The sequence below is a fragment of the Archangium lipolyticum genome (genome assembly GCF_024623785.1).
GTDB classification, from domain to species: domain Bacteria; phylum Myxococcota; class Myxococcia; order Myxococcales; family Myxococcaceae; genus Archangium; species Archangium lipolyticum.
Genome location: NZ_JANKBZ010000013.1, coordinates 91632 through 117670 on the forward strand (window position 1 = coordinate 91632; position 26039 = coordinate 117670).

Annotated in this window: 18 protein-coding genes; 8 read left to right on the forward strand and 10 right to left on the reverse strand. The window is 69.0% G+C overall.

Translation table 11 applies throughout. The annotated features are described in order from the left end of the window. Positions 1–34: 34 nt before the first annotated feature. The 3 genes from NR810_RS26550 to NR810_RS26560 all read left to right on the forward strand — a co-directional run bounded on the left by NR810_RS26550 (position 35) and on the right by NR810_RS26560 (position 5247). Positions 35–2257, forward strand: a complete 2223-nt coding sequence (locus NR810_RS26550) for a TonB-dependent receptor (protein WP_306818536.1) — start codon at positions 35–37, stop codon at positions 2255–2257. Positions 2258–2348: 91 nt separating this feature from the next. After that, on the forward strand, positions 2349–2720 hold the full coding sequence (locus NR810_RS26555; protein ID WP_257456380.1) for an alpha/beta fold hydrolase: 372 nt from the start codon (positions 2349–2351) through the stop codon (positions 2718–2720). A gap of 61 nt (positions 2721–2781) precedes the next feature. Next, positions 2782–5247, forward strand: coding sequence for a glycoside hydrolase family 3 protein (locus NR810_RS26560; RefSeq protein WP_257456381.1), 2466 nt, complete (start codon positions 2782–2784; stop codon positions 5245–5247). 16 nt (positions 5248–5263) lie between these two features. Here NR810_RS26560 and NR810_RS26565 read toward each other — a convergent pair whose 3' ends face one another. The 7 genes from NR810_RS26565 to folD all read right to left on the reverse strand — a co-directional run bounded on the left by NR810_RS26565 (position 5264) and on the right by folD (position 16200). After that, positions 5264–6154: a sigma-70 family RNA polymerase sigma factor gene (locus NR810_RS26565; RefSeq protein ID WP_257456382.1), complete on the reverse strand. Its 891-nt coding sequence runs from the start codon at positions 6152–6154 to the stop codon at positions 5264–5266. Continuing rightward, positions 6151–9240 (reverse strand): serine/threonine-protein kinase, encoded by a 3090-nt coding sequence (locus tag NR810_RS26570; protein WP_257456384.1) that lies wholly within the window; start codon positions 9238–9240, stop codon positions 6151–6153. Before NR810_RS26570 ends, NR810_RS26565 begins: the two co-directional genes overlap by 4 nt. 159 nt (positions 9241–9399) lie before the next feature. Further along, positions 9400–11349: a glycoside hydrolase family 44 protein gene (locus NR810_RS26575; protein ID WP_257456386.1), complete on the reverse strand. Its 1950-nt coding sequence runs from the start codon at positions 11347–11349 to the stop codon at positions 9400–9402. Between the two features lie 121 nt (positions 11350–11470). Then, positions 11471–12421 carry an L-arabinose ABC transporter permease AraH gene (gene araH, locus NR810_RS26580; protein ID WP_257456387.1) on the reverse strand — a complete coding sequence of 317 codons (951 nt, stop codon included), beginning with the start codon at positions 12419–12421 and terminating at the stop codon, positions 11471–11473. Positions 12422–12432: 11 nt separating this feature from the next. Then, a complete protein-coding gene (gene araG / locus NR810_RS26585) occupies positions 12433–13932 on the reverse strand; it encodes an L-arabinose ABC transporter ATP-binding protein AraG (RefSeq protein WP_257456388.1) in 1500 nt (499 codons plus the stop codon). 72 nt (positions 13933–14004) lie between these two features. Then, complete coding sequence (locus NR810_RS26590) at positions 14005–14967, reverse strand: arabinose ABC transporter substrate-binding protein (protein WP_257456389.1); 963 nt, start codon at positions 14965–14967, stop codon at positions 14005–14007. Between the two features lie 390 nt (positions 14968–15357). Further along, complete coding sequence (folD, locus tag NR810_RS26595; RefSeq protein ID WP_257456390.1) at positions 15358–16200, reverse strand: bifunctional methylenetetrahydrofolate dehydrogenase/methenyltetrahydrofolate cyclohydrolase FolD; 843 nt, start codon at positions 16198–16200, stop codon at positions 15358–15360. A 52-nt stretch (positions 16201–16252) separates the two neighbouring features. On the opposite strand from folD, the gene NR810_RS26600 reads away from it, so the two are divergent. Beyond that, entirely contained in the window at positions 16253–17029 is a 777-nt protein-coding gene (locus NR810_RS26600; protein ID WP_257456392.1) for a TerB family tellurite resistance protein, read from the forward strand. On the opposite strand, the gene NR810_RS26605 is transcribed toward NR810_RS26600, so the two are convergent. Genes NR810_RS26605 through thrA form a run of 3 tightly spaced genes read right to left on the reverse strand, consistent with a single transcriptional unit; the run spans position 17030 to position 21904 of the window. Continuing rightward, positions 17030–18202 (reverse strand): aminotransferase class I/II-fold pyridoxal phosphate-dependent enzyme, encoded by a 1173-nt coding sequence (locus NR810_RS26605; RefSeq protein WP_257456398.1) that lies wholly within the window; start codon positions 18200–18202, stop codon positions 17030–17032. 7 nt (positions 18203–18209) lie between these two features. After that, positions 18210–19382 (reverse strand): trans-sulfuration enzyme family protein, encoded by a 1173-nt coding sequence (locus NR810_RS26610; protein ID WP_306818538.1) that lies wholly within the window; start codon positions 19380–19382, stop codon positions 18210–18212. Positions 19383–19384: 2 nt separating this feature from the next. Continuing rightward, complete coding sequence (gene thrA / locus NR810_RS26615; protein WP_257456402.1) at positions 19385–21904, reverse strand: bifunctional aspartate kinase/homoserine dehydrogenase I; 2520 nt, start codon at positions 21902–21904, stop codon at positions 19385–19387. A gap of 386 nt (positions 21905–22290) precedes the next feature. On the opposite strand from thrA, the gene NR810_RS26620 reads away from it, so the two are divergent. Genes NR810_RS26620 through NR810_RS26635 form a run of 4 tightly spaced genes read left to right on the forward strand, consistent with a single transcriptional unit; the run spans position 22291 to position 26007 of the window. Next, positions 22291–23118 carry a hypothetical protein gene (locus tag NR810_RS26620; RefSeq protein WP_257456404.1) on the forward strand — a complete coding sequence of 276 codons (828 nt, stop codon included), beginning with the start codon at positions 22291–22293 and terminating at the stop codon, positions 23116–23118. Positions 23119–23161: 43 nt separating this feature from the next. Continuing rightward, positions 23162–23845, forward strand: a complete 684-nt coding sequence (locus NR810_RS26625) for a Smr/MutS family protein (protein WP_257456405.1) — start codon at positions 23162–23164, stop codon at positions 23843–23845. 36 nt (positions 23846–23881) lie between these two features. After that, positions 23882–24877: an amidohydrolase family protein gene (locus NR810_RS26630; protein ID WP_257456406.1), complete on the forward strand. Its 996-nt coding sequence runs from the start codon at positions 23882–23884 to the stop codon at positions 24875–24877. Between the two features lie 5 nt (positions 24878–24882). Beyond that, positions 24883–26007 (forward strand): quinone-dependent dihydroorotate dehydrogenase, encoded by a 1125-nt coding sequence (locus NR810_RS26635; protein WP_257456407.1) that lies wholly within the window; start codon positions 24883–24885, stop codon positions 26005–26007. Positions 26008–26039 lie beyond the last annotated feature (32 nt).

The following is a 26039-nucleotide window of genomic DNA, read 5'->3' on the forward strand; positions in this document are numbered from 1 at the left end:
CGTCTCCTCTTCTTCGCATCGAGGTCGTTCCCCCATGCTGTCCACTCACGCGGCCAGGCTGGCCGTGATCGCCACAGTTGCGTCCGCTGTTCCTTCGTTCGCCCAGTCCCCCGAAACGGACTCCCCCACCCTCTCGAACACGCCCCCCTCCACGCCGGTGGAGCCCGCGGCTCCTCCGAGCCTCCTGCCCGAACCCGTGAAGCCCCCGGAGGCCGAGCCGGTGGCCGCCCCCCCGCCGCCGGAGGAGCCCTCGGGCATGCGGACGACGGTGACGGCCAAGAGGCCCTTCACGGCGGCCTCGTCCTCCACGGTGCGGGACCGGGATTTCATGCTGCGCCCGCGCCCGCGCCCGGCGGACATCCTCCAGGTGGTGCCCGGCTTCTACACCGTGCAGCACGCGGGCGGAGGCAAGGCCAACCAGTACTTCCTGCGCGGCTTCGACGCGGACCACGGCACGGACGTGGCGCTCTTCGTGGACGGCGTGCCCGTCAACATGGTGAGCCACGGGCACGGCCAGGGCTACGCGGACCTCAACTGGATCATCCCCGAGCTCATCGAGCGCGTGGAGGTGCGCAAGGGCCCCTACTTCGCTCAGGACGGTGACTTCGCCACCGCGGGCGCGGTCAACCTGGTGACGCGCCGTGACTTCGAGTCCAGCCAGGTGACGCTGGGCGGTGGCTCGTTCTCCACCTGGCGCGGGATGTTCGTCGCCGCTCCGGAGGTGGAGGGCTGGAGCCCCGTGGTGGCCGGGCAGGTGTACGGCACCAACGGACCCTTCCTCAACCCGGAGAGGATGGAGCGCTACAGCCTCTTCACCAAGGTGACGCGGCAGATCTCCGATCACTCCACGGTGTCACTGGCACTCACCTCGTACGGGAGCGGCTGGAACGCGAGCGGCCAGATTCCCCTGCGCGAGGTGAGCGCCGGCCGGATGGATCGCTTCGGCACGGTGGACGACACCGAGGGCGGCAACTCGCAGCGCCACAGCGCCTACGCCACCTGGCGCACCCTCACCCGCGATGACGGCGAGGTGAACGTCATGGCGTACGCCATGCAGTACCGGCTCAACCTCTACTCCAACTTCACCTTCTTCAGCGCCGACCCGGTGAACGGGGACATGATCGAGCAGAACGACAAGCGCACGATGCTGGGCTTCAACGCCAGCTACCGCTTCCGGCGCAAGTGGGCTGGCATCGCCTTCGACACCACGATCGGTACGCAGGTGCGCACCGACAACATCGAGAACGGCCTGAGCCAGGACAAGGCACGCAAGCGGCTGGCCACCGTGGTGGACGCGAGCATCCTCGAGGGCAGCCTCGGCGTGTACGCGCAGGAGGACATCATCTTCACGCCGTGGCTGAGGGCGGTGCTCGGTCTGCGCGCGGACTCCTTCGGCTTCGACGTGGACGACCACCTGGAGGACATGGCCGAGCCCGGAACGAAGAGCTCGGGAGTGGAGCAGGCCTCGCGCGTCTCGCCCAAGGCGAGCCTCGTGCTCAGCCCGCTCGCCAACACCGACCTGTACGTGAACTTCGGCCATGGCTTCCATTCCAACGACGCACGCGGCGTGGTGCGCCAGCCCGAGCCGGTGACGCCGCTCACGCGGGCCCGGGGCTACGAGCTCGGCGCGCGCACGCGGCTGTTCGACCGCCTGGACCTGGCGGGCTCGGTGTTCCGGCTCGACCTGGACAGCGAGCTCGTCTGGGTGGGAGACGCGGGTGCCACCGAGGCGCGCGGCGCCACCCGCCGCCAGGGCCTGGAAGCCGAGGCCCGGTTGAAGGTGCTGCCCTGGCTCTTCGCGGACGCGGACCTCACCCTGTCGCGCGCCACCTATGTGCAGAACGCCGGCAACGGTGACGCGGTCGCGCTCGCGCCCACGCTCATCGTCTCGGGCGGCGTGTCCGCCCGTCACCCGGCCGGCTTCTACGGACGGCTCGGCGTGCTGCACCTGGGCGACCGCCCGGCCACCGAGGACCGCTTCCTCATCGCCGAGGGCTTCACCCGCGTGGACGCGACGCTGGGCTACCGGGGCTCCTTCTACGAGGTGAACGTGAGCGTGCAGAACGCGCTCAACACCCAGTGGCGCGAGGCCCAGTTCGCCAACGTCTCGCGGCTGCCGTCCGAGGCGGGGCCGGAGAGCTGCCCGGCCGGCACGCGGCCCGCGGGCGAGGCGGATGCGTTCGAGGGGTGTGAGGATCTCCACTTCACTCCCGGCGCGCCCCTCAACGCGCAGGCGAGCGTGAGCTTCTTCTTCTAACCCCGGAGGGCGAGGAGCTCCTTCACCAGGGGCTCCTCGACAGCCTCTTCCAAACCAGACAACCCCACCACCGGAAGTTCCCCGTGTCCGCATGGGCGGCACGCTGGCCGTGCTGCTCGCCGAGTGTCTTCTACGTGACGGCCACCCGGACTGGGACGCGTGGATCCGCCAGGTGCCCTCCCCCTGGTACCGGGAAGACCTCCGGCAGGCGGATCCCCTCGCGTTCCACCGGAGCGCCGTGTCCCTCGTGCACCACGGGGTGAACATGCTGGCACGCGTCATTTCCCTGCCGCTCGAGAGAAAGGGATATATCCTTGGTGCACACAGCGACGCGGACACCCACGAAACAGCTCGCCGTGTGGCCGCCTCGAAAATTCCCGTCGTCACTGTGAAGGACTCCGGACACGCCTTCAGCGAGGACGATCCCGAGGGCTTCGGCCGCGCCATCCTCCAGCTCATCTAGCGCGGGGACATGACTGTCTTTTTGTTTCGAGAGACCAACGTGTCCGCACTAGAAAGCAGGCATGACCACTCCCCTGCGCATGACGGACTTCTCGCCCGAAGAAGGTCCAGCCACGGCCCATCCCACTCTCTGGCCCCAGACCAAGAGCCCGGCGGCCATGACCGACCCCCAGACCGAGGCCCAGGTCGAGGCGTTGTTGGCCAGGCTCAGCGTCGAGGAGAAGGTCGGCCAGGTGATCCAGGGAGACATCAACTCGATCAAGCCGGAGGATCTGCGGACCTATCCGCTGGGCTCCATCCTCGCCGGCGGCAACTCCGGACCGAACGGTGACGACCGCGCTTCCGCCGCCGAGTGGCTGAGGATCGCGCGTGAGTTCCGCGCCGTGTCGCTCGAGAAGCGTCCGGGCCACACGCCGATCCCCGTCATCTTCGGGGTCGACTCCGTGCACGGGAACAACAACATCCCCGGTGCCACCCTCTTCCCGCACAACATCGGCCTGGGCGCGGCGCGCGATCCGGATCTGATCCGGCGCATCGGTGCGATTACCGCTCTTGAAAGCGCAGTCACCGGCATCGACTGGACCTTCGGTCCCACGCTGGCCGTGCCCCGCGATGACCGCTGGGGCCGCACCTACGAGGGCTACTCCGAGGACCCCGAGTTGGTGGCCAGCTACGCGGGCCCGATGACCCTGGGGCTCCAGGGCGAGCTGCGCCCGGGACAGCCGCTGGCGCGGGGCCATATCGCCGGCTCCGCCAAGCACTTTCTCGGCGACGGCGGCACCAAGGGCGGCAAGGACCAGGGCGATGCCGACCTCGACGAGGAGGAGCTCATCCGCATCCACGCCGCGGGCTATCCCCCGGCCATCAACGCCGGCATCCTCTCGGTGATGGTCTCCTTCTCCGGCTGGAACGGCGTCAAGCACACCGGAAACAGGAGCCTGCTGACCGAGGTGCTCAAGAACCGGATGGGCTTCGACGGCTTCGTCGTCGGTGACTGGAACGCCCACGGCCAGCTGCCCGGCAGCACCACCGAGAACTGCCCGCAGGCGATCAACGCCGGGCTCGACATGTACATGGCCCCCGACAGCTGGAAGGGGCTGTACACCAACACGCTCGCCCAGGTGCGCAGCGGAGAGATTTCCCTGGCGCGCCTGGACGACGCCGTGCGCCGCATCCTCCGCGCCAAGATCAAGACCGGACTGTTCGAGGCGGAGCGCCCGCTGGAGGGCAAGCTCGAGCTGCTCGGCGCGCCCGAGCACCGGGCCGTCGCGCGCGAGGCCGTGGCCAGGTCGCTCGTCCTGCTGAAGAACGAGGGCGTGCTGCCCATCAAATCGTCCGCCCACGTCCTGGTGGCCGGTGACGCCGCCGACGACATCGGCAAGCAGTGCGGCGGCTGGACCATCAGCTGGCAGGGCACCGGCAACACGAACAGCGACTTCCCGAACGGGCACTCCATCTACGCCGGCATCCGTGACGCGTTGAAGGCCGGTGGCGGCACGGCCGAGCTGAGCGTGGACGGCTCGTTCACGAAGAAGCCCGACGTCGCCATCGTGGTCTACGGCGAGAATCCCTACGCCGAGTTCCAGGGTGACGTCGCCACGGTCGAGTACCAGCCGGCTGGCAAGACCGACCTCGCCCTGCTCAAGAAGCTCAAGGCCCAGGGCATCCCCGTGGTGTCCGTGTTCCTGTCGGGACGGCCCCTGTGGACCAACCCCGAGATCAACGCCTCGGAGGCCTTCGTGGCCGCGTGGCTGCCCGGCTCCCAGGGTGAGGGCGTGGCCGATGTCCTGATCGGCGACGAGAACGGCAAGCCCCGGCGCGACTTCACCGGCAAGCTGTCCTTCTCCTGGCCCAAGAAGGCCATGCAGACGCCGCTGAACCGGGGCGACGCGAACTACGATCCGCAGTTCCCCTACGGCTACGGCCTGTCGTACGCCCAGCCCGCCCGGGTGGGGATGCTGTCGGAGGATCCGGGCCCCACCATCAGCGCCTCGAACACGGACCTGTTCTTCGGCTCGGGCAAGGTGGCCACCCCCTGGTCGCTGGTGCTGTCGGAGGCGGGCGGCTCCAGCCCCGCGTTGATGGGCAACGGCGAGACCGCGAGCCGCGCCGTCACCGTCCAGGTGGTCGACGCTGGCGCCCAGGAGAACGGCCGCACCCTGACGTGGTCCGGAACGCAGCAGGCCACCGCGGCCATCATCGGCCTGCCCGTCGACCTCGTCCGTCAGACCAACGGTGACATGGCCGTCGCCATCCGCTACCGCCTCGACCGCGCGCCGACGGCTCCGGTGATGATGACGCTGACGGGCGGCAACCGTTCGGCCTCGCTCGACATCACGAAGCTGCTGACCCAGGTCCCGCCGAAGGAGTTCCGCACCCTCAAGGTGAAGCTCAGCTGCTTCCGCGATGCGGGGGCGGACATGTCGTCGGTGACGTCTCCTCTCGCCCTGACGACTTCGGGTGCCCTGGCCCTGACCTTCACCGAGCTGCGCCTGGCCACCAACGACAACGACGCGGTCTGCCCTTGAGCCTCCGCCTCCCCGCTCAGTCCATGAAGCGGTGGAGGCTGAAGTCCAGACGGCTCCGCACCAGACCCAGCAGGCTCTCCACCTCGGAGCCCGCGAGGTTCAACCGGAAGGCCAGCTCCGCGCGGGTGAGCTTCAACAGCCGCTCGCGCGCCTGGGCGATCCGGCGTGCCACGCCCGAGCGGGACTCTCCATACATCGTCGAGAGCCGGTCCATGGTGAGGCCATGGAGGTGGTGCAGGCGCAGCAGGGCCCGCTCCCGCTCGGGCAGTGCCCCCAGCGCCTTGCGCAGGGCCTGGGCGAGCGCCTGACGTGAGTCCTCCCGGAGCAGCTCCCGCTCCGGATCATCCGCGGCCAGCATCTTCGCGAGCACCTCGGGCGGCTCGTCGAAGAGCGCCTGGCGCCCCTGCTGGCTCGCCAGCTCTCCGGCGATGCGCGAGGCGATGATGCGCACCCATGCCAGCAGCGGGCCCCGGCCCGAGTAGTCGGCGATGCGCGGAAGGGTGTCCCCGCGCCCCAGCAGCAACCGCTCGCGGAGCACCTGCAACACCTCGTCCACGGTGGACTCCGGGAGCGAGCCGAGGCGCGAGGGAACCTTGCGGAGGACATGCTCCTCGAAGGCGTGAAGGGCCAGCCGCTCCCCCTCCGCGCAGGCGCACGCCATGTACAGGTCCGCGGCATGGAGCTGGCGCAGCGCCTCCCCGGAGCCTTCCGGCAGATGGCGGGCCAGGTGCCGCACGAAGCGCTCCGCCGCCAGCGGGATGGAGGGCCACTGCGCCCGGGCCGCCGCCCAGTGCTCACGCAGGAGCGTCTCCAGCCCTTCCACCTGCTCCAGCGCGGCGCTCCGCTCCGGCGGCGCGTGGGCTCGCAGCAGCGCCGAGAGGGACTCCGGTTCTCTTGCCTCTCTCATCGTGTCTCCCCTCGCCGCCAGGCCACCACCTGCCGCAGCTTCACGCGGGCCCGGAGGCCCAGTCCCTCCATCCGCGTCTGGGCCTCCTCGGCCAGCGCGGTGGCGCGGGCACTGTCTGGACTCCCTCGCTGCTCCGTGAGCGCACGCGCCAGCAGAAAGGAGGCCCACGCCGCATCCAACGGCTCCTTCGGGGCGCTCCCATGGAGCAGCCGGGCCCGCTCGAGCAGCGGCACGGCCTGCTCCGGGGTCCCCCTCGCCAGGTGCACTTCCGCCAGGCAGGCCAGATCCAACGCGACATCCGGGGCCTCCGCGCCCAGCACCCGCTCGTCCACCTCCAATGCGCGCGCGCAGGCCTCGAGCGCCTTGCCCGGCGAGCCGGTGGCCAGCTCGAGCCGCGCCAGGGGACGCAGCGCGGTGGTGATGGAAGCACCCTCCGGGCCACTCTCCTTCTCCCACAGCCGCAGGGCGCGCGTCAGGTCACGCCGTGCCTCGTCGTAGCGGCCCGCCTGGAGGTGGACTTCCCCCAGGCTGGCCAGCGCCGTGGCGGCTCGCGGCGTGTCCGGGCCCAGCGCCCGCTGGACGCGCCGCAGGGCCTCCTCATGATAGGCGCGCGCCTCGTCCCACCGCTGGGAGTCCTGGGCCACCATTCCCAGCTCGTTGAGCGCGGTCGCCGTATGGGGATGGTCCTTCCCCTTGCTGTGCTCGAAGATGGCGAGCGCCCGCTCCAGATCGCGCCGCGCCTCGTCGAGCCGGCCCAGGCTGCGCTGGACCGAGGCGAGGTTGTTGAGGGGAGCGGCGAAGCTGGGATGATCCGGAGGACGGGTGGCCTCCAGCAGGGCCAGGGAGCGGCGCCACGTGTCGACCGCTTCCTCGCGCCGCCCCAGCTCCAGCAGCGAGATGGCGATGTTGTTGAGGTTGAGGGCCAGGGCGGGATGCTCGGGTCCCCAGAGGCGCTCGCGCAGCTCCTGGGCCTGACGGAACAGCTCCAGCGCCTCCTGGTGGCGGTGCTGGCGGGTGCGGACCCGGCCGAGGCTGGAGACGAAGTAGGAGGTGCGCACGCTGTCCGGGCCCCGCGACTGCCTGGAGAGCTCCAGGCCCCGCGAGAACTCCGCGTCCGCCTGCTCCAGCCTGTCCTGGCCCAGCATCATCACGCCCAGGCGCAGACTCAGGTCCGCGGCCATGGCCGGGAAGCGCTCCCGCCCCAGCCGCTCCACCGCGGCCCGGGCGTGCTGGGCCACCCGCTCCGTGTCCTCCGCACGTCCCGCCTGATCTCCCACCGCCCAGATGAGGAAGATCCACACGCGCGCGGCCATCTCATCGTCGCGCCCGGCCTCGGCGGCCCACAGGGCGCGGTAGAAGCTCTCCTCCGCGTCCTTGAGCTTGCCGCCCAGGCCCTGGAGCTGGGCATGGGTGACGAGCACCTCCGCCTCCAGCGGGCGGTAGTCCAGCCCCTGGATCTCCTGGAGGAGCGAGCCCGTCACCGAGAGCCCCTCGGAGTACCGGCCCGCCTCCAGGCGGACCTTGGCCTCGGCCAGCTTGCGTCGCACCGCGTCCACTCGGGGGCGGAGCGCGTCCGGTGGCTGCGGACGGAGCGCGCTCGCGGGAGCGTCCTTGCACGCGGCCAACCCCTCGAGCGAGGCCACCAGATGCTGTGCGCGCTGGATCGTCTCCGCGTCCGCGCGCTCCAGGACATCCGTGACGGCGGCGAGCTGCCAGAGCCGGGCGTCGAGACACACGGCCGTCTGCGAGGCGCTCGTCGAGGTGTCACCTTCATCGGCCGCCAGACACGCCTCGGCGCGCAGCGTGCGCCACTGCGCGGCATAGGCGTCCAGCGCCGAGGAGCTCCGCTCCCACGCGGAGGTGGCGAAGGGCTTGCCGGTGGCGAGGAAGGCGGCGTGTGCCCTCTCCCGCCGCTCGGGGCTCCAGGCCGCGCCGAGCCGCTCCACCTCCTGCTCGCAGCGCACCTCCCGGCGATGGACCCCTCCGTAATACACCCCCAGGCCCAGCAAGGCGGCGGCGAGGACGGAGCCGGCCACCCAGCCCCACACGCGCCGGGGACACGAGGTGAGGGCCTCCAGCAGGGCCTCCATGGAGGGGAAGCGCTCCTCGGGCCCGGGCCGCAGCCCTCGCAGCACCACGCGCCTCACCCAGGCGGGCACCCGGGTGTCACGCCGGGCCGGACGCACCTGCCCCTCGCGAGCGGCCCGTCCGAGCTCCTCGAAGCTGGTGCCCTGGAAGGGCCTCTCTCCATACAGGGCTTCGTAGAGGGCCACGCAGAAGCTGAACTGATCCGAGAGGGCATCCGCCTTGTGGCCCTGGAGCTGCTCCGGAGCCATGTAGGCCGGCGTCCCCAGCAGCGCGCCCGTCCGGGTGAGCTCCGCGTTTCCCCCCGAGGAAAGGGGCGCTCCCGGCGAAGGGACCTCGCCGGAAACCTCCGACTGCTCCACGGAGCAGGCCAACCCGAAGTCCGTCACCCGGACCCGCCCATCCCGGCCGACGAGGACGTTGGCGGGCTTGAAGTCCCGGTGCACCAGCCCCGCCCTGTGCGCGGCCACCAGCCCCCGCCCCGCCTCCACGAAGACGTGCAGCACCTCCCGCCAGGAGCGCGGCTGGCGCAGCCACTCCGCCAGCGTGGTGCCCTCCACCAGATCCATCGCCACGAAGATGCCGTCCCCACACGTCCCCACGTCATGCACGGCGACGACGTGGGGATCCGACAGCCGGGCCAGCGCCTGCGCCTCGCGCAACAACCTCCGCCGCAGCTCCTCCACCTGGCGGCCCTCGGGGCGCAGCACCTTGATGGCCACGCGCCGCTCCAGTTCGGGATCTCTCGCCGCGTACACCACGCCCATGGAGCCCTGGCCAATCCGCTCGAGCACCACGTAGCGCGACAAGGTGGCTCCAGGCGCCAGCTCCGCGCCCGGCTCGCCAGGGGCCCGCGAAGCCGGCAGGGAGCTGGCTCCCGCGGCCAGGGCCCTCTGGCAGTCCGCGCACCCTTCCATGTGCGTGAGAACCTGAGCCCGCCGCTCCTCCCGAAGAACCCCCCCGAGGAAGTCGCTCAGAGTCGTCTCGCTGGGACACTCCATTCGGATTGGAGGTTACCACTGTTTTTCTGGCTTCTCACGGCTCTATAAAAACGGCCCCCCGCGGTCCTGCATGCAAGGGGGCCATTGCCCGGCCGGTCGCGCACGGACTGGCCGGGATGAGGAGGAAGGCCGCTCCGGGAGCCGTGCGCCCTGGAGCGCCTACCTCACCCGGACACCGTCCATGTTCGAGTACGCGGAGGACGCCGTCCCCAGGAAGGCCTTGACCCGGTACATGTAACGGCCCGGTGGGACCTGGGTGTCCACATAGGCCGTGACATTGGCGCCCACCTGCCCGACCTGGACGAACTGGAGCGGCCAGGACTCTGGCGACCGCTCGATGATGAAGCCGTCCTCCGTCCGCGAGTTGTCCGTCCAGCGAAGCGTCACGCTCTGGCCGGAGGCCTGGGCATAGAAGTTGGACGGTGCCGGCGGCGGGACCGGGTCGACGCCCCCGTTGGGCGCGACGACGAAGAGCGTGATGCTCTGCGGGGGCACAGTGGCGGTCACGAGCCCATTCGAGGCACGGACATCCGCCAGCCGGGTGATCGTGTTGGCCGACGTGAGCTGCCACAGCTGCGTACTCCCCGCCTTCGGGAAGCCCGCCAGGCGCAGCGTGACGGGGGTCTCTCCCGACAACACCTTGTTGATGACCATGACGGTGAGGGCTCCGTCGCTGGAGCGCTCGGCCGCGAAGGCCGACAGGGAGTCCGGGTCCGGCACGGTGCACGAAACGCTCACATCCCCGAAGGTGGATTTCCGGCCGTCATAGTTGCGGTACAGCTTCATCGCCTTGAAGGTGGGCGTGGAGGCAGCCGGTGACTCCCACCGGATGCCATAGTCGAGCCCCTCGCGTCCGAAGAGGCCCAGGATGTCGGCCTGCGCGGTGGCCCCGTTGATGTGGGATTCCGCGCCCCAGTTGTATTCAGTGATGCCCACCTGGGTCCCCGGGTAGTAGCTCTCGACCCAGTCCTTCAACCGGGGAATCAGCATGACCTCGTCCTGGATCCACGACTCGTCCGTGTAGCCCGGGTCCCACAGCGCCCGCGTCGAGCGGTTGCGCCGGAGCTGCATGGCCTGGGAGACGTCGCTGCTGAACTCGTCGCCCTGCGGGTAGTAGTGAACGGTGAGGACATCCAACAACCGCCGCCCGGTGGCCTGCTCGTTCCGGCGCATCTGATCGAGCAACCACGGCAGGAAGTCCCAGCCTCCGTTCGCGTCGCGATCCGGAAACTCGCTCCACTCGTGCGCGGCGGCGTATTGCTGGTCATACCCGCTATAGAAATAGCCGCTCCACCCCCACTCCTCCGGCCCGAACACGAGCGCCCCCGGAGCCGCGTCCTTCACCACGGCCGCATGGCCCAGGAGCCGATCCCTCACCTCCTGCATGGTGGCGCCCGTGGGATGGACGTCGCGGTGGTTGACGTGCCAGAGGCTCGGTTCGTTGTCCATCAGGTAGAACCGCACCCCACCCGCCGAGGGCTGGCCCCAGCGCTCGAGGAGGTGGAGCACCCAGCCTCTCTGGAAGGAGGGATCCACCGGCATGTTGGCGTCGTTGGGATCATTGATGATGAATTGGCCATCGAGCCGGATGCCATTGCCCGCGTCAGGGAACCACTGCAGATCGCGATCCAGCTGCAGGCCGTACTTGAGAATCGAGAAACTGGCCAGACGTGTCCGCAGGAGACCGAGCTTTGCCACCCACCCCGACATCGGCAGGGTGATGAGGGGTTCGGCACCACCGGCCTTGGAATTGGCGATGAAGGCATCCATTTCCCCACCCGGCTCCGGGCTGGAATAGGGAAGGCTCTGGAAATACCAATCCCTGCCCCGGTTGGTGGCATTCAATCGCCAATTGTAACGGGATGTGGCATTGCCACCGCTGCGATTGAGCGGTGCATTGAGCTCATTCAGCTCGGCCTGGCTTGCATGCGCCACGCCATAGATGAAGGGGCTGATGTCATGCCTTCCGGAGCCTACGTCTATATTTACAGTCACGGCGGGATTCGCCGCGAAGGCTGGAAGGGCCATGACGACAACCAGGCCCGCGAACCACTTGAGAGCCGTGGCCCGGTACTCCGTCCCACTCCTCCACTGTGCTCGAGCTTTCACAGATCCTCCTCAACCACCTGGACCCACGTTCACGCCTCGATAGAGAGGCCGCACCATGGAACAGGTATTAGTTGAGGAAGAAACAGGGTTATCGCAATGGATTTCGCACGACAGCTCAAATTCAGACGCGCCGCCCCGAGGAGCGTGTGCGCAAATTGTCGAGCAGCACGGCGAGTAACAGAATCACGCCACGAACCACGTATTGGTAGAATGCCTGGATGTTCATCAGGTTCATCACGTTCTCCGCGATGCCCATGATGAGGACGCCCACCAACACGCCGGAGATGGCGGCCCGTCCACCGGCCAGCGACACGCCGCCCAGGACACAGGCGGAAATGACCGACAGCTCGAGCCCCTGCGCCGCGTTCGGCTGACCACTGGTGATGCGCGACGACAGCAGGATGCCCGCGACCGCGCAGACCAGCCCCTGCAGGGTGAAGATCCAGATGCGAATGGTGCCTACATTGACGCCGGCCAGGCGCGAGGCATCCGGATTGCCACCGATGGCCAGCGTGTTGCGCCCGAAGACCGTGCGGTTCAGCACGAAGCCGAAGATCAGGAAGACGAGCACCATGACGATGATCGGCACCGGGACGCCGAACAGGTCCGTCTGCGCGATGTCGAAGTAGGCCGGGTCATCGACGCCGACGGCACGCCCATCGGAGGAGATCAACGCCAGACCGCGGACGATCTGCATCGTCGCCAGAGTCGTGATGAGGGCGTTGATCCGCAGCCGGGCGATCACCACGCCGTTGACGGCCCCGACCAACACACCGGCCAGCAGGGCGGCCAGGAGACCGAGACCGATGCTCTCGGTATGGTTGGAGACCATCACGGCGATCATGCCGGAGAAGGCCACCGTGGAGCCGACGGACAGGTCGAAGTCGCGCGAGGCCAGACAGAGCATCATCGTGCAGGCGACGATGCCGATGGTCACCACCGATTGCAGCAGACCCAGGATGTTGCGCTGGGTCATGAAGTTGGGGACGGTGACGGAGACGATCGCGAGGGCCAGCAGGAACAGGATGACCAGCCCCTGCTCCCCGAGCACGACGCGTTTCAGGCGATCCATTTCAAATCCTCTCAAGCCACTGAGCGGTCGGGCAGTGCCGCCGCGAGGAGCTTCTCCTCGGAGAAGTCGGGTCTCTGGAATTCCGCGGCGATGCGGCCACCACACATCACGAGGACGCGGTCGCTGATGCCCATGACCTCGGGCAGCTCGCTCGAGATGACGATGAGGGCGATACCCTGCTCCGCCAGTCGGTAGAGCACGTCGTAGATCTCGCTCTTGGCGCCGACGTCGATGCCACGGGTCGGCTCGTCCACGATGAGGACCTTGACGCCGCGCTCGGCCAGCCAGCGGGACAGGATGACCTTCTGCTGGTTTCCGCCCGACAGGTTGACGATGTCCTGAAGGCGCGAAGGCGTCCGCACCCCCAGCCGTTTGATGAAGTCATTGGCCGTCTCGGCCTCCCGGCCCATGTTCAGCACGCCGAAGGGCGAGAAGTGGCGCCGGCAGGAGATGTTGATGTTCTCCTCCACCGACCGGCCCTGGAGGATGCCGTCCGTCTTCCGGTCCTCGGGGCAGAGGACCAGCCCGGCGCGCACCGCCTGCCGGGGATGGTCGATCCGGACCGCCTTCCCGTCGATCCGCAGCTCGCCCGTATGGCGCCGATCCGCGCCGTAGAGGATGCGCGCCAGCTCGCTGCGTCCCGCGCCCACCAGCCCGAAGAAGCCGAGGATCTCCCCGGCGCGGACCTCGAAGCTGGCCGGGGCCGCCAGACGCGGGCCGCTCACCCCGGAGACGGAGAGCCGCACCGGACCCTGCTGCCGGGGCCGCCAGCCCCAGATGTTCTGGATCTCCCGCCCCACCATCTCGCGCACCAGCGTCTCGCGCGTCAGGCCCTCCATGGTGTCGTGCCAGGCGACCCGCCTGCCGTCGCGCAGCACGACGCAGCCGTCGCACAGGCGGAAGAGCTCGTCCAGGCGGTGCGAGACGTAGAGGATGACCTTGCCCGCCTTTCGCAGGCGGTCGACCAGTCGGAAGAGGATCTCGCTCTCGTGCGCGGAGAGCGACGACGTGGGCTCGTCCAGGGCGATGACCGAGGCGTCGAAGATGGCGGCCTTGGCGATCTCCACCATCTGGCGGGCGCCGATCGACAGATCCACGACCTTGGCCTGGGGATCCACGTCGATGCCGATGTCGTGCAACACCTTGCCCACCTGGGCGAACAGCTCCCGGTAGTTGACGACGCCGAACCGCGACGGGATGCGGCCCAGCATGAGGTTCTCGGCCACCGTCAGCTCGGGGACGAGTTGCAACTCCTGATGCACGACCGTGACCCCGGCCGCGATCGACGCGCGCGTCGAGGAGAAACGGTGCGCCTTGCCAGCGATGAGGATCTCCCCGGAATCGGGAACGTAGTCACCACCGAGGATCTTGATGAGCGTGGACTTGCCCGCGCCGTTCTCGCCCAGCAGGCCAATGACCCGCCCGGCCGGGACGGCGAAGCTCAGCTCATGGAGGGCACGGACGCCGGGAAAATTCTTGGAGATGCTCTTGAATTCGAGAAAGGCCGTCATGCGCCCTCGCCGCTCGCCGGACAGGAAACGTGACGCGGCGCCGGAGCACCGCGCCACGCTCCGGGACCACTCCTACTCGAGGCCCAGTTCCTTGCGGACGGCCTTGTACGTGTCGCGGGTGGCGAGCTTGCCGGAGGTGAGGATGAGCTTCTCCGGCTCCTTGTTGGCGGTCACCCAGTTGTACATGTTGATCGCGGTCTCATAGCCGTGACGCTTCGGCGAGATGATCACGCTGCCGTAGAAGCCGGTCGGCGAGGGCTTCTTGAACTCGTTGATGGCCGCGTCCGAGCCGCCGATGCCCACGGCCACCACGTCCCCGGCCTTGAGGCCGGCCGCCTCGGTCGCGCGGACGGCGCCGAGCACGGCCTCGTCGTTGAGGCCGAAGGCCACCCACTTCTTGATGGTGGGGTTCTTGTTGAGGACCACGGTGGCGGCGTTGAGCGCCGCCTCGGTGTCGGTCTTGGCCTGCGGCGCGTCGAAGACGTTCTGCGCCACGAAGCCATTCTGCTTCAGCACGGAGATGGCGCCCTCGACGCGGTCCTTCGCGGTGGGCAGCTGGTCGTAGGAGACGCGGATCGCACCGACCTCCTTCATGTTCCAGCCACGCGCCTTGATCTGATCCACGATGGCCTGGCCGACGGCCTCGCCAATCTTGGTGGCCGAGATGCCCATGTGCGGCACGTCCTCGAGCGGCTTCCCCTTGCTGTTCACCAGGCGGTCATCGACCGTCATGAGCTTGAGCTGATTGGCCTTGGCGCGAGCCACCAGGCCCGGCCCCAGCTTGACGTCGGGGGTGCAGATGATGACACCCTGCGCGCCCTGCGCGCCCAGGTTGTCGAGGGCGGACAGGGCCTTCTCACCGTCCTCCGCGCCAATCTTGACGAGGGTGAAGCCCTTCTCCTTGGCCGCGATGTCCGCGAACTTCCACTCGTCCTGGAACCAGGGCTCCTCGGGCTGCTTGATCACGAAGCCAATCTTGACATCCGCGGCGGTGGCGGCGGCCGACACCACGAGCACGGCCAGGGCACCGGCCATGGCGAGATTCTTCCAAAGGCGCATTTTTCCTCACTGAAGTGTCCAAGGACTGACACTTGGGCTTTGTGCGGTTTTACGATTGCGGGGGGGTCAATCGTACGGGGAGCGTAGTGAAAGTGGAGGATGAGTCAATACAATCCCAGAGAGCACCCGCCCACGCGCTTGAAGTCTGTCAATGGATGGAAGGCTGTGAAGGGACTGGAATTCCCAGGCATCCCACCACCAGCTCATAGAACAAGAGAGCAGCACCGTGGAGACGGCCCGGCACCTCGTCGAGTCCAACTCCCGCCGAGCGGCTGCTGGATGCCTGGCGGGAGCTGGAGAAAGCCGCGCTCGTCCGGGAGCTGATCTCCGGAAGGCTGGCCGGGTGCAAGGCCCCGGCCCACCCGGTCACGTAGCCTTGGCCGCGTCCAGGGTGTTGCGCATCAGCATGGCGATCGTCATCGGCCCCACGCCTCCGGGCACCGGCGTGATGAAGGACGCGCGCTCCTTGGCCTTCTCGAACTCCACGTCGCCCTTGAGCTTGCCGTCCGGCATCCTGTTCATGCCGACGTCGATCACCACCGCCCCGGGCTTGATCCACTCGCCCTTGATCAGCTCCGGCACGCCCACCGCCGCCACCACGATGTCCGCCATCCCAACCTCGAACTTCAGGTCGCTCTTGCGGTGGCACACCGTCACGGTGGCGTCCGCCTGAAGCAGCATCAGCGCCATCGGCTTGCCCACGATGTTGCTGCGCCCCACCACCACCGCCCGCTTGCCGGCGGGGTTGCACCCCACCTCCTGCAGCAGCCGCATCACCCCGAATGGCGTGCACGGCCTGAGCGCCGGCTTGCCCAGCGACAGCTTGCCCGCGTTCATCGGGTGGAAGCCGTCCGCGTCCTTCTCCGGCCTCACCGCCGAGATGATCCGCTCCGAGTCGATGTGCTTGGGCAGCGGCAACTGCACCAGGATGCCGTGCACCGCCGGATCCTTGTTGAGCCTGTCGATGATCGCCAACAGCGCGTCCTCGGTGATGCTCTCGTCCGGGTGCTCCTCCCACGAGTTGAAGCCCACCTCCTCGGCGGCCTTCTTCTTGCCGGTGACGTAGATCTTCGAGGCGGGATCCTCCCCCACCCGGACCACCGTCAGTCCCGGCACCAGGCCTCGCGAGGCCTTGAGCTGCTCCACTTCCGCCTTCACCTCCGCCCGCACCCGCGCCGCCACCGCTTTTCCGTCGATCAACTGGGCCATAGCGCGGCGGACTCTATGTCAAACTGACTCCCGTCAAGGGAGTGAAGCACACGTGGCACCAGGAAAAGTTCTCGGAGCGATGCTCGGGCTGGCCATCGGCATGTTGATCGGCGGACCCCTGCCCATCGTCCTGCTCATCATCGTTGGCATCTTCCTCGGCCACCAGGTCGACGAGCTGCACCTTCTGCCCTCCGAGTCCGCCGGGGAAGGTGAGCCCCTCTCCCGTTCCGTCCTCAACACCGCCGCGCAGGACCACTTCGCCCGCCACCTGTGCGCCCTCTTCATCGAGGTGGCCCGCGCCGATGGGGACGTCGTGCGCGACGAGGTGCGCGTGGTCCGCGAGTACTTCGCCGATGAGCTCAAGTATGGCCCCGAGGCCCTCGGCCTCGTCCGCCGCTACCTCAAGGAGCACCTCGCCCGGCCGCCCTCGCTGGAGGACTCCGCCGCCGCCTGCCGCGAGGAGCTGCCCACCGCCGAGCGCCTCCTGCTGCTCGATGCCCTCTACACCCTCGCGCTCGTCGACGGGAGCCTCCATCGCGCCGAGCAGGACACCCTTCGCCGTGTCTCCCAGGGACTTGGGCTCTCCGAGGAGGACTTCCGCTCCGTCACCGCGCGCCACTTCGGCGACGGTGACGTCCACTACTCCCGGCTCGGCCTCACCCCCGAGGCCAGCGACGCGGACATCAAGAAGGCCTACCGCCAGCTCGCCGCCGCCCACCACCCGGATCGCGTCGCCCACCTCGGCCAGGGAGCCGTCCAGCAGGCGTCGCGCCGCTTCCAGGAGATCAAGGAAGCCTATGAGGAGCTCCGCCGTCTGCGCGGGTTGTGATCATCCCGCGTCGAGCGCCTGCTCAAGGTCCGCGATGAGATCCTCGACCGCCTCCAGGCCCACGGAGTAGCGCAGCAACCCATCCCCGATTCCCCGCTGGAGCCGGACCTCGCGTGGCATGGCCGCGTGCGACATCATCGCCGGGTAGGACAGGATGCTCTCCACCGCGCCCAGGCTGACCGCCACCAGGGGGACCGAGACGCGATCGAGCACCTGTCTCGCGCGCTCCCCGGAGCCGACGTCGAAGGACACGATGGCCCCGTAGCCCTGGGACTGCCGCTCGTGGATGGCCCGGCCGGGGTGCTCCGGCAACCCGGGGTAGTAGACCCGCGTCACCGAGGACTGACGGGTCAGCCAATCCGCGAGCGTCCGCGCGCTCCGCTCGGCGAACTCCATCCGGGCCAGGAGCGTCTTCATCCCGCGCATCAGCAGCCACGAGTCCTGGACTCCCAGCACGCCGCCCAGGGCGTTCTGGAGGTACTTGAGCTCCTGGCCCAGCTTCTCGTTGCCCACCACCGCCAGCCCGGCCAGCACGTCGCTGTGTCCCCCGAGGAACTTGGTCGCGCTGTGCAGCACGATGTCGATGCCCAGCTCCAGGGGACGCTGGAGACAGGGCGTCATGAAGGTGTTGTCCAGCATCGTCAGCAGGCCCTGCTTCCGGGCCCACTCCGCCACCGCGGCGATGTCGGTGATCTTCAGGGTCGGGTTGGACGGAGTCTCCAGGAACACCGCCCGCGTGTTCGGCTGGCGCGCGGCCTCGAGCCTGTCCAGGTCCGTCGTATCGACGAAGGTCGTCTCGATGCCCATCCGTCCGAGGATGGCCGTCAGCAGCCGGTACGTCCCGCCATACACGTCCTCGGAGCAGATGACGTGGTCGCCCTTGGAGAGCAGCATGAAGGCGCAGGAGATCGCCGCCATCCCCGAGGAGAAGGCGAAGCCCCGGACACCGCCCTCCAGCTCGGCGATGGTGTCCTCGAGCGCCTGGCGGGTCGGGTTGCCGGAGCGGGTGTAGTCGTACTCCGGAGGGTTCTCGAGCGAGGCGTGGTGGAAGGTGGAGGCCTGGTACAGCGGGATGCTGGAAGCGCCCGTGCGCGGATCCACCCCCGAGGCGGAGTGGAGTACCCGGGTGGCCAGCTTCTGGCGGGGACGAGGGGTCTCTTTGAGTTGGATCATGGTTGCCTCACCGGGTACAGGCGCCGCCGTCGACCTCCCGGCGGGCCGCGTCGAGTGACTGGGACAGGTCGGAGATCAGGTCGTCCACGTGCTCGATTCCCACCGAGTACCGGAGCAGCCGGTCATCCACGCCCACGCGCCGGCGCAGCTCCTCCGGAATGTCCGCGTGGGTCTGCACCGAGGGATAGGTCATCAGGGACTCCACCCCGCCGAGGCTCTCCGCGAAGGCGATCAGCCGGACGTGGCGCAGGAGCGGCTCGACGAGGCGGGCGTCCTTCAACTTGAAGGAGAAGATGCCCGTGTTCCCCGAGGCCTGCCGCTTCTGGAGCGCGTAACCCGGATGGCTCTCGAGGCCCGGGTGGAAGACGCTCTCGACGAGCGGATGCGCCGCCAGCCAGGTGGCGATGCGGAGGGCGTTCTCCTGGTGGCGCTCCATCCTCAGCGCCAGCGTCTTCATCCCGCGCATGAGCAGCCAGCAGTCCTGCGGCCCCAGCACGGCCCCGATGGAGTTGTGCAGGAAGGCGATCTGCTCGGACAGCGCCTTGACCCGCGTCACCACGAGCCCCGCCAGCACGTCGTTGTGTCCACCCAGGTACTTGGTGGCGCTGTGGACGACGATGTCCGCTCCCAGCTCGATGGGACGCTGGAAGAAGGGGGTCATCAGCGTGTTGTCCACGATGGAGGTCAGCTCGCGCGCCCTGGCCCAGCGGCAGACCTTGTCGAGGTCCGTGAGCCGCATCAGCGGGTTGCTGGGCGTTTCGATCAACACCGCCTTCGTCTGGGGCCGGAGGTTCGCCTGGAGCTCGTCCAGGTCATTGGTGTCGACGTAGGTCGCGGAGATTCCGTAGCGGGACAGCACCTTCTCCAGCAGCCGGTACGTTCCCCCATACAGGTCGTGCGAGACGAGCAGGTGCGAGCCCTGGCCGAACAGGGAGAAGACGAGCTGGAGTGCCGCCATGCCCGAGCTACAGGCGAAGCCGGCGTCCCCCGACTCGAGCCGGGCGATCGCCTCCTCCAGGACGGCCCGCGTGGGGCTCTTCGTCCGCGAGTAGTCGAACCCCGTGCTCTGCCCCAGGCGGGGATGCCGGAAGGCGGTGGCGTGATGGACGGGGACGCTGACCGCGCCCGTCACCGAGTCTGAAACGGAACCAATCTGCGCCAGCTGACTTTCGATCTTCATGTTCATCTCCTCCCTCGGACGTTCTGCGCGAGCCGCAGGATGTCGGCCAACACGCCCGCCGCCGTGACGTCGCCGCCCGCGCCCGCGCCTCGGACGATGAGCGGGTACTCCCGGTAGCGCTCGGTGAAGAACGACACCATCGCCTCCGCGCCCTTCAACCCGGTGGCCGGGTGCGTCGCCTCCACCGCCACGGGACCCACCTTCACGCGGGGACCCCCGGGGGCATTCGGGAGGATCTGCGCCAGGTAGCGCAGACTCCGGCCCGCCGCCCGGTAGCGCGACACCTGCGCGCTCACGTCCGTATCCAGCGAGGACAGGGCTCGCAGGAAGGCATCCGGATCGTCCTCGCGGAGGTACTCGCGCGGGACGAGCGGCTCCACGGCCACGTCCTCCAGCTCGAGCTCCAGCCCCAGCTCCCGCGCGAGGATGAGGGCCTTGCGCGCCACGTCCAGGCCGGACAGGTCATCTCGCGGGTGGGGCTCGGTGTAGCCGTTCGCACGGGCCGTCCGCACCGCCTGGGACAGGGGAACGCCCTCCGTCAGGGCGTGGCAGATGGAGCCGAGCGAGCCGGAGAAGCACCCCTCGATGCGCTCCACGTGGTCCCCGGTGCGCACCAGGTTCTTCAGCGTCTCGATGACCGGGAGGCTCGCTCCCACCGTGGTCTCGTAGTGCCAGGCGCGGAAGTGCTCGCGGGCCTGGGTGAGCAGGGACTCGCGCTCCTTCCAGGGACGCGCGAGCGGTTTCTTGTTGGCCGCCACCACATGGATGCCACGTCGAAACGCCGCCGCGTAGAGCGTCTCCATCCCGTCCGCCGCGGTGCAGTCCACCAGCACGGGCACGGACAGGCGCGACAGCCGCTCCAGCAGCGGCACCACGTCCGGAGGAGCGCCCCGGCTCGGAGAGACCTCCGCGAGCCTCTCGAGGGCCTCGGCGGGGGGCACGCCCGCGGGCTCGAAGAGCGCACGCTGGCTGTCCACCAGCCCCACCAGCCGCAGGGCCACACCATGCCGGGCCTTGAGCGCCTTCGCGTTCTCCGCCAGCTGCGCGAGCAGCCGTCCGCCCACCGTGCCCTTGCCGACCAGGAGGACGTTGATCTCCGTCTCCGTGAGGTTGAAGGCGCTGTGCACGGTGCGCACCGCCACCGCCGTGTCCTCCGCGTCCACCGCGCACGACACGCTGCGCGAGCTCGCCCCTTGCAGGATGGCGCGCACGTTCACCCCCACGCTCCCCAGCGCGTGGAAGAACCGGCCCGCCACGTTCGGCCGGTGGCCCATGGACTCGGCGACCAGGGTCACCAGCGTGACCGGCGCGTGCGGAGGAGGCACCCTCACCTCCTGCCGGTCTCGCTCGCCCTGCAATGCGGCCTCGAGCACCGCATGCGCCCGCTGCGCCTGGGCCTGCGGCACCACCAGGGAGATCGACGGCGCCAGCGCCGACAGCGTGCCTCCCCAGACGGTGATCCGCGCCGCCTCGAGCGCCTGCAACACGCGATGCCCCAGCGGCTCGCTGAGCGTGGGGCGCAAAGACTCGACATGGAGCAGGGCCAGCCGCTCCAGGCTCGTCACGCTGGTGGGCCGGTGGGGATCCGGATTGCCCTCGGCGTCGATGCACGTGCCCGGCGCCTCCGGCTCGGTGGTGCTGCGGATGTGCAGCGCCGCCCCGCTCTCCAGCAGCGGAATCATCGTGCGCGGGTGGAACATGCGGGTGCCGAAGTGGGCCAGCTCGAGCGCCTCCGCATAGGTCATGCGCGGCACGGGGTAGGCATCGCCCACCAGCGCCGGGTCGGCCGTCATGACGCCGGGCACGTCCGTCCACACCGTCACCTGCCGGGCCCCAAGCAGCCACGAGAGCAGCGTGGCCGTGTAGTCGGAGCCATTGCGGCCCAGCGTGGTGGTCCGCCCCTGGTGCGAGCGGGCGATGAAGCCGGTGATGACGGGCACCACGCCCTTCCACCCGGGAGCCAGGGACGCGAGCTTCGCGCGGCTCGCCTCGATGTCCACCCGGGCCGCGCCCGCCGTCTCGTCGGTGACGAAGAAGGTGCGTGCGTCCACCGCCTGGGCGGGCACTCCACGCGCCGTCAGCGCCCGCGCCACCAGCTCCGAGGAGATGCGCTCTCCCACGGACACCACCTCGTCGAGCGTGGCCGGCGTGCACTCCCGCGTCAGCCCCACGCCCGTGAGCAGCCGCTCGATGGGCGCCAGGAGCTGCTCCACCGTGAGATCCTGCGCGGAGAGGACGGAGCCCTCCAGGACCGTACCCGCGATGCTCCTGGCCAGGCTCCGCACGCGCGCCAGGTCCGCGTCGGTGCCCGCCGTGTCTCCCCTGGCGGCGGCCTGGGCCGCGGAGATCAGCCAGTCGGTGGTATCGCCGAGCGCGGACACGACGACCGCGAGCGGACGGTGCGCCTCGGTGATGAGGGAGAGGACGCGCGGCAGCCGTCCGGGCGTGCCGAGCGAGGAACCGCCAAACTTATACACACGCCAGCCACTGCTCTCGGCGCGTTGCGAGTGTTCACTGCCCATGGATGTCTTCCTTTCGGCGAACTGCGTGGGTCGGAGAGCCGGGGCCCACGGCGGAAGGCAGACGATCGAGGGGAGCTCGGGACGTAGCCGTGCCGCGGGGCGCTGTTCAGGTCGGAAACCCGGGCACCCGCGGCTCTTCGGTACGAGAGGTCAGCTCAGAAACGGCTGGAAACCCATCCTCCCGCGAGCGCGCGCATGCCCGGGCCACGCATGAGCATGGCCTCCATGGACATCGGCATTCGGGTGACAGGACAGGACAAGAGAATCTCCAGACGTGTGGCAGGAGGTAACAACAAGCCCCGCATGCTGTCAATGCCGTGATTCGTGACTTTCGCGTAGCCAACAGCGATGGGGCCCGGCTGCGACAGCGGTTACGCTGTCTCCCGATGCCTACGCACTCCACCATCCAGGTCCGGTTCATCGACGCGAACACGGGACAGTCGCTCGGCGAGACGGCGATGCCCGCCGATAAGCTGCCCCCGAGCTTCGACGACGTCGCTGCCCTTCAGATCGACGACAAGTCATACGAGGTCGTCTCCGCCGAGCCCAGGACGGCCGCCGAGTTCCGCGAGACGGGAACCGTGCGGCTCATGCTCCGGGCCAAGAGCCTCCCGGCCACCGTGAATCCGCGCGACATCCTCTACTCCCTGCCTACCCTCTGCGATCCGATTCCCGCCATGGAAGAGGGCTCGACGAAGCAGGGCCTGAACGTGCTCGAGCTGCACGAGGACGACTGGCGGCAGATCGAGTTCGTGGCGCTCACGCTCGAGTCCTCCGCCGAGATCGACCTGCGGGCCGTCGCGCGGATCCACAACAAGCACTTCAAGGGTGCCGGCTTCGACGCCATCCACATCCGCAAGGCAGTGCCCTCTCCGCTGGAGGGCACCTGGCTCACCCTGGATGAGCTGCGGAGCACGCTGGGCCCGTCCGCGTCGTGGTTCGACGGCCTCTCGTTCCAGGGCGCGCCGGGGCTGATCGCGGGGGGCTTCGCCGTGAAGTTGGCCTCGGGGCTCATGCTGTACGGCACGCAACGGGGCGGAAGGATCAGCGTCCTGGCCCTGCGCGGCAGGGAGAGCACCACGGACGTCGAGGGGGATGCCCGCCTGCTGGCCTCGATCGCCACCCGGAGCCAGCTGCTGCTCATCGACTGGTGCCGCGTGGAGCAGCTCCCGCCCGTCGCCCAACACATCCGGGATTGGCTGTCCGGGCGCTAACCGGGTTGAACTACGGCCCGTCCTGACGCATTACAAACGCATCATGAGCGACCGCGGCTCCCCCAAGAAGAAGAGCGAGAGCTTCAACAACCCCTTCAAGTCGGCTCTCGCGGACCTCAAGAAGAAGCAGGCCGAGCCGCCCAAGAAGCCCCAGGCGCCTCCCCCGCCCCCCAAACCGGCCAGGCCCAAGCGTTCCCAGGAGGAGGACGACCTGTCCCTCTTCCTCTCCGCCATGGACGGCGTGGAGCAGATCACCGAGCGCGGCGAGGCCCCCACTCCCAATCCCCGCCTCCCGGAGATCATCGACGAGAACGCCGAGGCCCTCGCCGAGCTGGCCGAGATGGTCGCTGGACAGGGCTCCTTCGACGTCGCCGACTCCAACGAGTTCATCGAGGGCGCCGCCCCCGGCATCGATGCCCGGCTGCTGCGCTCGCTGCGCCGCGGTGACTTCTCCGTGCAGGCGCGCCTGGACCTCCACGGCATGACCCAGACCGAGGCCAGGGAGGCCGTGGACCGCTTCCTCTCCGAGAGCCGCCGTGCCCGCAAGCGCTGCGTGCTCATCGTCCACGGGCGCGGCCTGAACTCCAAGGATCAGATTCCCGTCCTCAAGGAGCGGATCGCCGTGTGGCTGAACCAGAAGAGCATCGGCAAGACCGTTCTCGCGTTCGCTACCGCACGTCCGCAGGACGGTGGTGCCGGTGCCGTCTACGTGTTGCTCCGGCGTTAGCTGGACGCCCGGGCGGCTCTGTGCATACATGCCGCCATGGCACGCGATCTCATTGATCTGCACATCCACGTGGGTGGCTCCGTCGCCCCCCACATCCTCTGGTCCATCGCGCACCAGCAGGGCTTCAAGCTCCCGGTCAAGAACTACTTCGACTTCGTCGAGCTCATCACCTCACGCCCCGGCAAGGTGGGAAGCCTCGAGGACTACCTGAAGATCCTCCACACCTGGACGGAGAAGATCCAGAGCTCGCCGATGGCCATCGAGCGCTCCATCTACGAGATCATCGGCAAGGAGTACCGCGGCAGCCGCGTCACCCAGATCGAGCTGCGCTTCAACCCCATGAAGCGCAACCTCAACTCGGAGCTCGACCTGGACCACATCATCCACGCGGCGCTCCGGGGCATGGACCGCGCGGTGCTCGAGTATGGGGTGAAGGTCGGCCTCATCTTCTGCCTCGCCCGCGAGTTCGATCACCGGCTCAACAGCATCGTCGTGGAGAAGGCCATCAAGTACCGCAACCGCGGCGTGTACGGCATCGACCTGGCCGGCACGGAGAAGAACGCCCTGGAGCTGGAGCCCACCATGGTGCCCCAGTACGAGGAGCTCTTCGCCCGCGCGCGCAAGGCCGGCCTCAAGTGCACCGTGCACACCGGAGAGACCAAGGGCACCGGCGCCGAGGGCGTCATGGCCGTGGTGGAGCGCCTCAAGCCCCACCGCATCGGCCACGGCATCCGCGCCGCCTACGACGAGACGGCCATGAAGATGCTCCGCGAGAACGACGTGGTGCTCGAGCTGTGCCCCACCTCCAACATCCACACCCGCGCTGTGGAGGGCCTCGACGAGCTCAAGCACATCATGCGCACCTTCTGGGACCGCGGCGTCAAGTTCACCCTCAACACCGACGGCACCTACCTCCTCGAGACGGACATGGCCCGCGAGGTGGAGCTCGTCGAGAAGAACGGCATCCTCACCCCCGAGCAGGTGGACCAGACGCTCGCCTGGGCCCGTCAGTACTCCTTCATCCCCGCTTGAGGTCTATGTACCGCATCGCCCGTGCCCTCCTCTTCCTCCTCTCCGCCGAGCGCGCCCACCGGTTGGGGATGACCCTGTTGCGATGGTTCGGGCACCTGCCGGGGATGTGCCGCGGCATGCGCGCGCGGACGCTCGGCTCCGTCACCTATGACGCCTCGGTGAAGGTGGCGGGCCTGGAGCTCGCCCACCCCGTGGCGCTCGCCGCGGGCCTCGACAAGGAGGCCGAGGCCGTGGACGGCCTGCTGGCGCTCGGCTTCTCCGCGGTGGAGGTGGGCACCCTCACCCCCAGGCCCCAGCCCGGCAACCCGAAGCCGCGCCTCTTCCGCATCCCCGAGCACCGCGCCCTCATCAACCGCATGGGCTTCAACAACCACGGCGCCGCCAACGCCGCCGAGCACCTCCGCGCGCGCTCGTGGCACCCCGCCCCCGTGGGGGTGAACATCGGCAAGAACAAGGACACGCCCCTGGAGCGGGCCGTGGACGACTACGTCGCGTGCGTGGACACGCTGGCCCCGCTCGGGGACTACGTGGTGGTCAATGCCAGTTCGCCCAACACCCCCGGCCTGCGCAAGCTCCAGGAGCCCGAGCAGCTCACCGCGCTCCTGCGTGCCGTGAAGGAGCGGCTCTCGCGGGTGGCCCCGGGCAAGCCCCTGTTCCTGAAGATCGCCCCGGATCTCACCCCCGAGGCCGTGGACGAGGTGGTGGACGTGGCCCTCGCATGCGGGTTGGACGGGCTCATCGCCACCAACACCACCATCGCCCGCCCCTTCGAGCACCCGCTGGCGAAGGAGGCCGGCGGTCTGTCCGGAGCACCCGCGCGCGAGCCGGCCAACGCCGTCATCCGCCGGGCCTTCGCTCGCAGCGGGGGAGCCCTGCCCCTCATCGGCGTGGGCGGCGTCTTCACCGCCGAGGACGTGTACGAGAAGCTGCGTGCCGGAGCCTCGGCCGTGCAGGTGTACACGGGCTTCATCTACGAGGGCCCGGGCATGGTGCGCCGGCTGCTCGAGGGCCTGGGTCCGCTGCTGGCCCGGGACGGTTTCCGCTCGGTGCGCGAGGCCATCGGCGCCGACCACCGTGTCCCGCCGCCGTCCGCCGTGCCCGAGCGCGAGGCCGCGCGCCCCCAGGCCTGAGTCCTTCGAGATAAAAGCGGGGCACTCGCCGG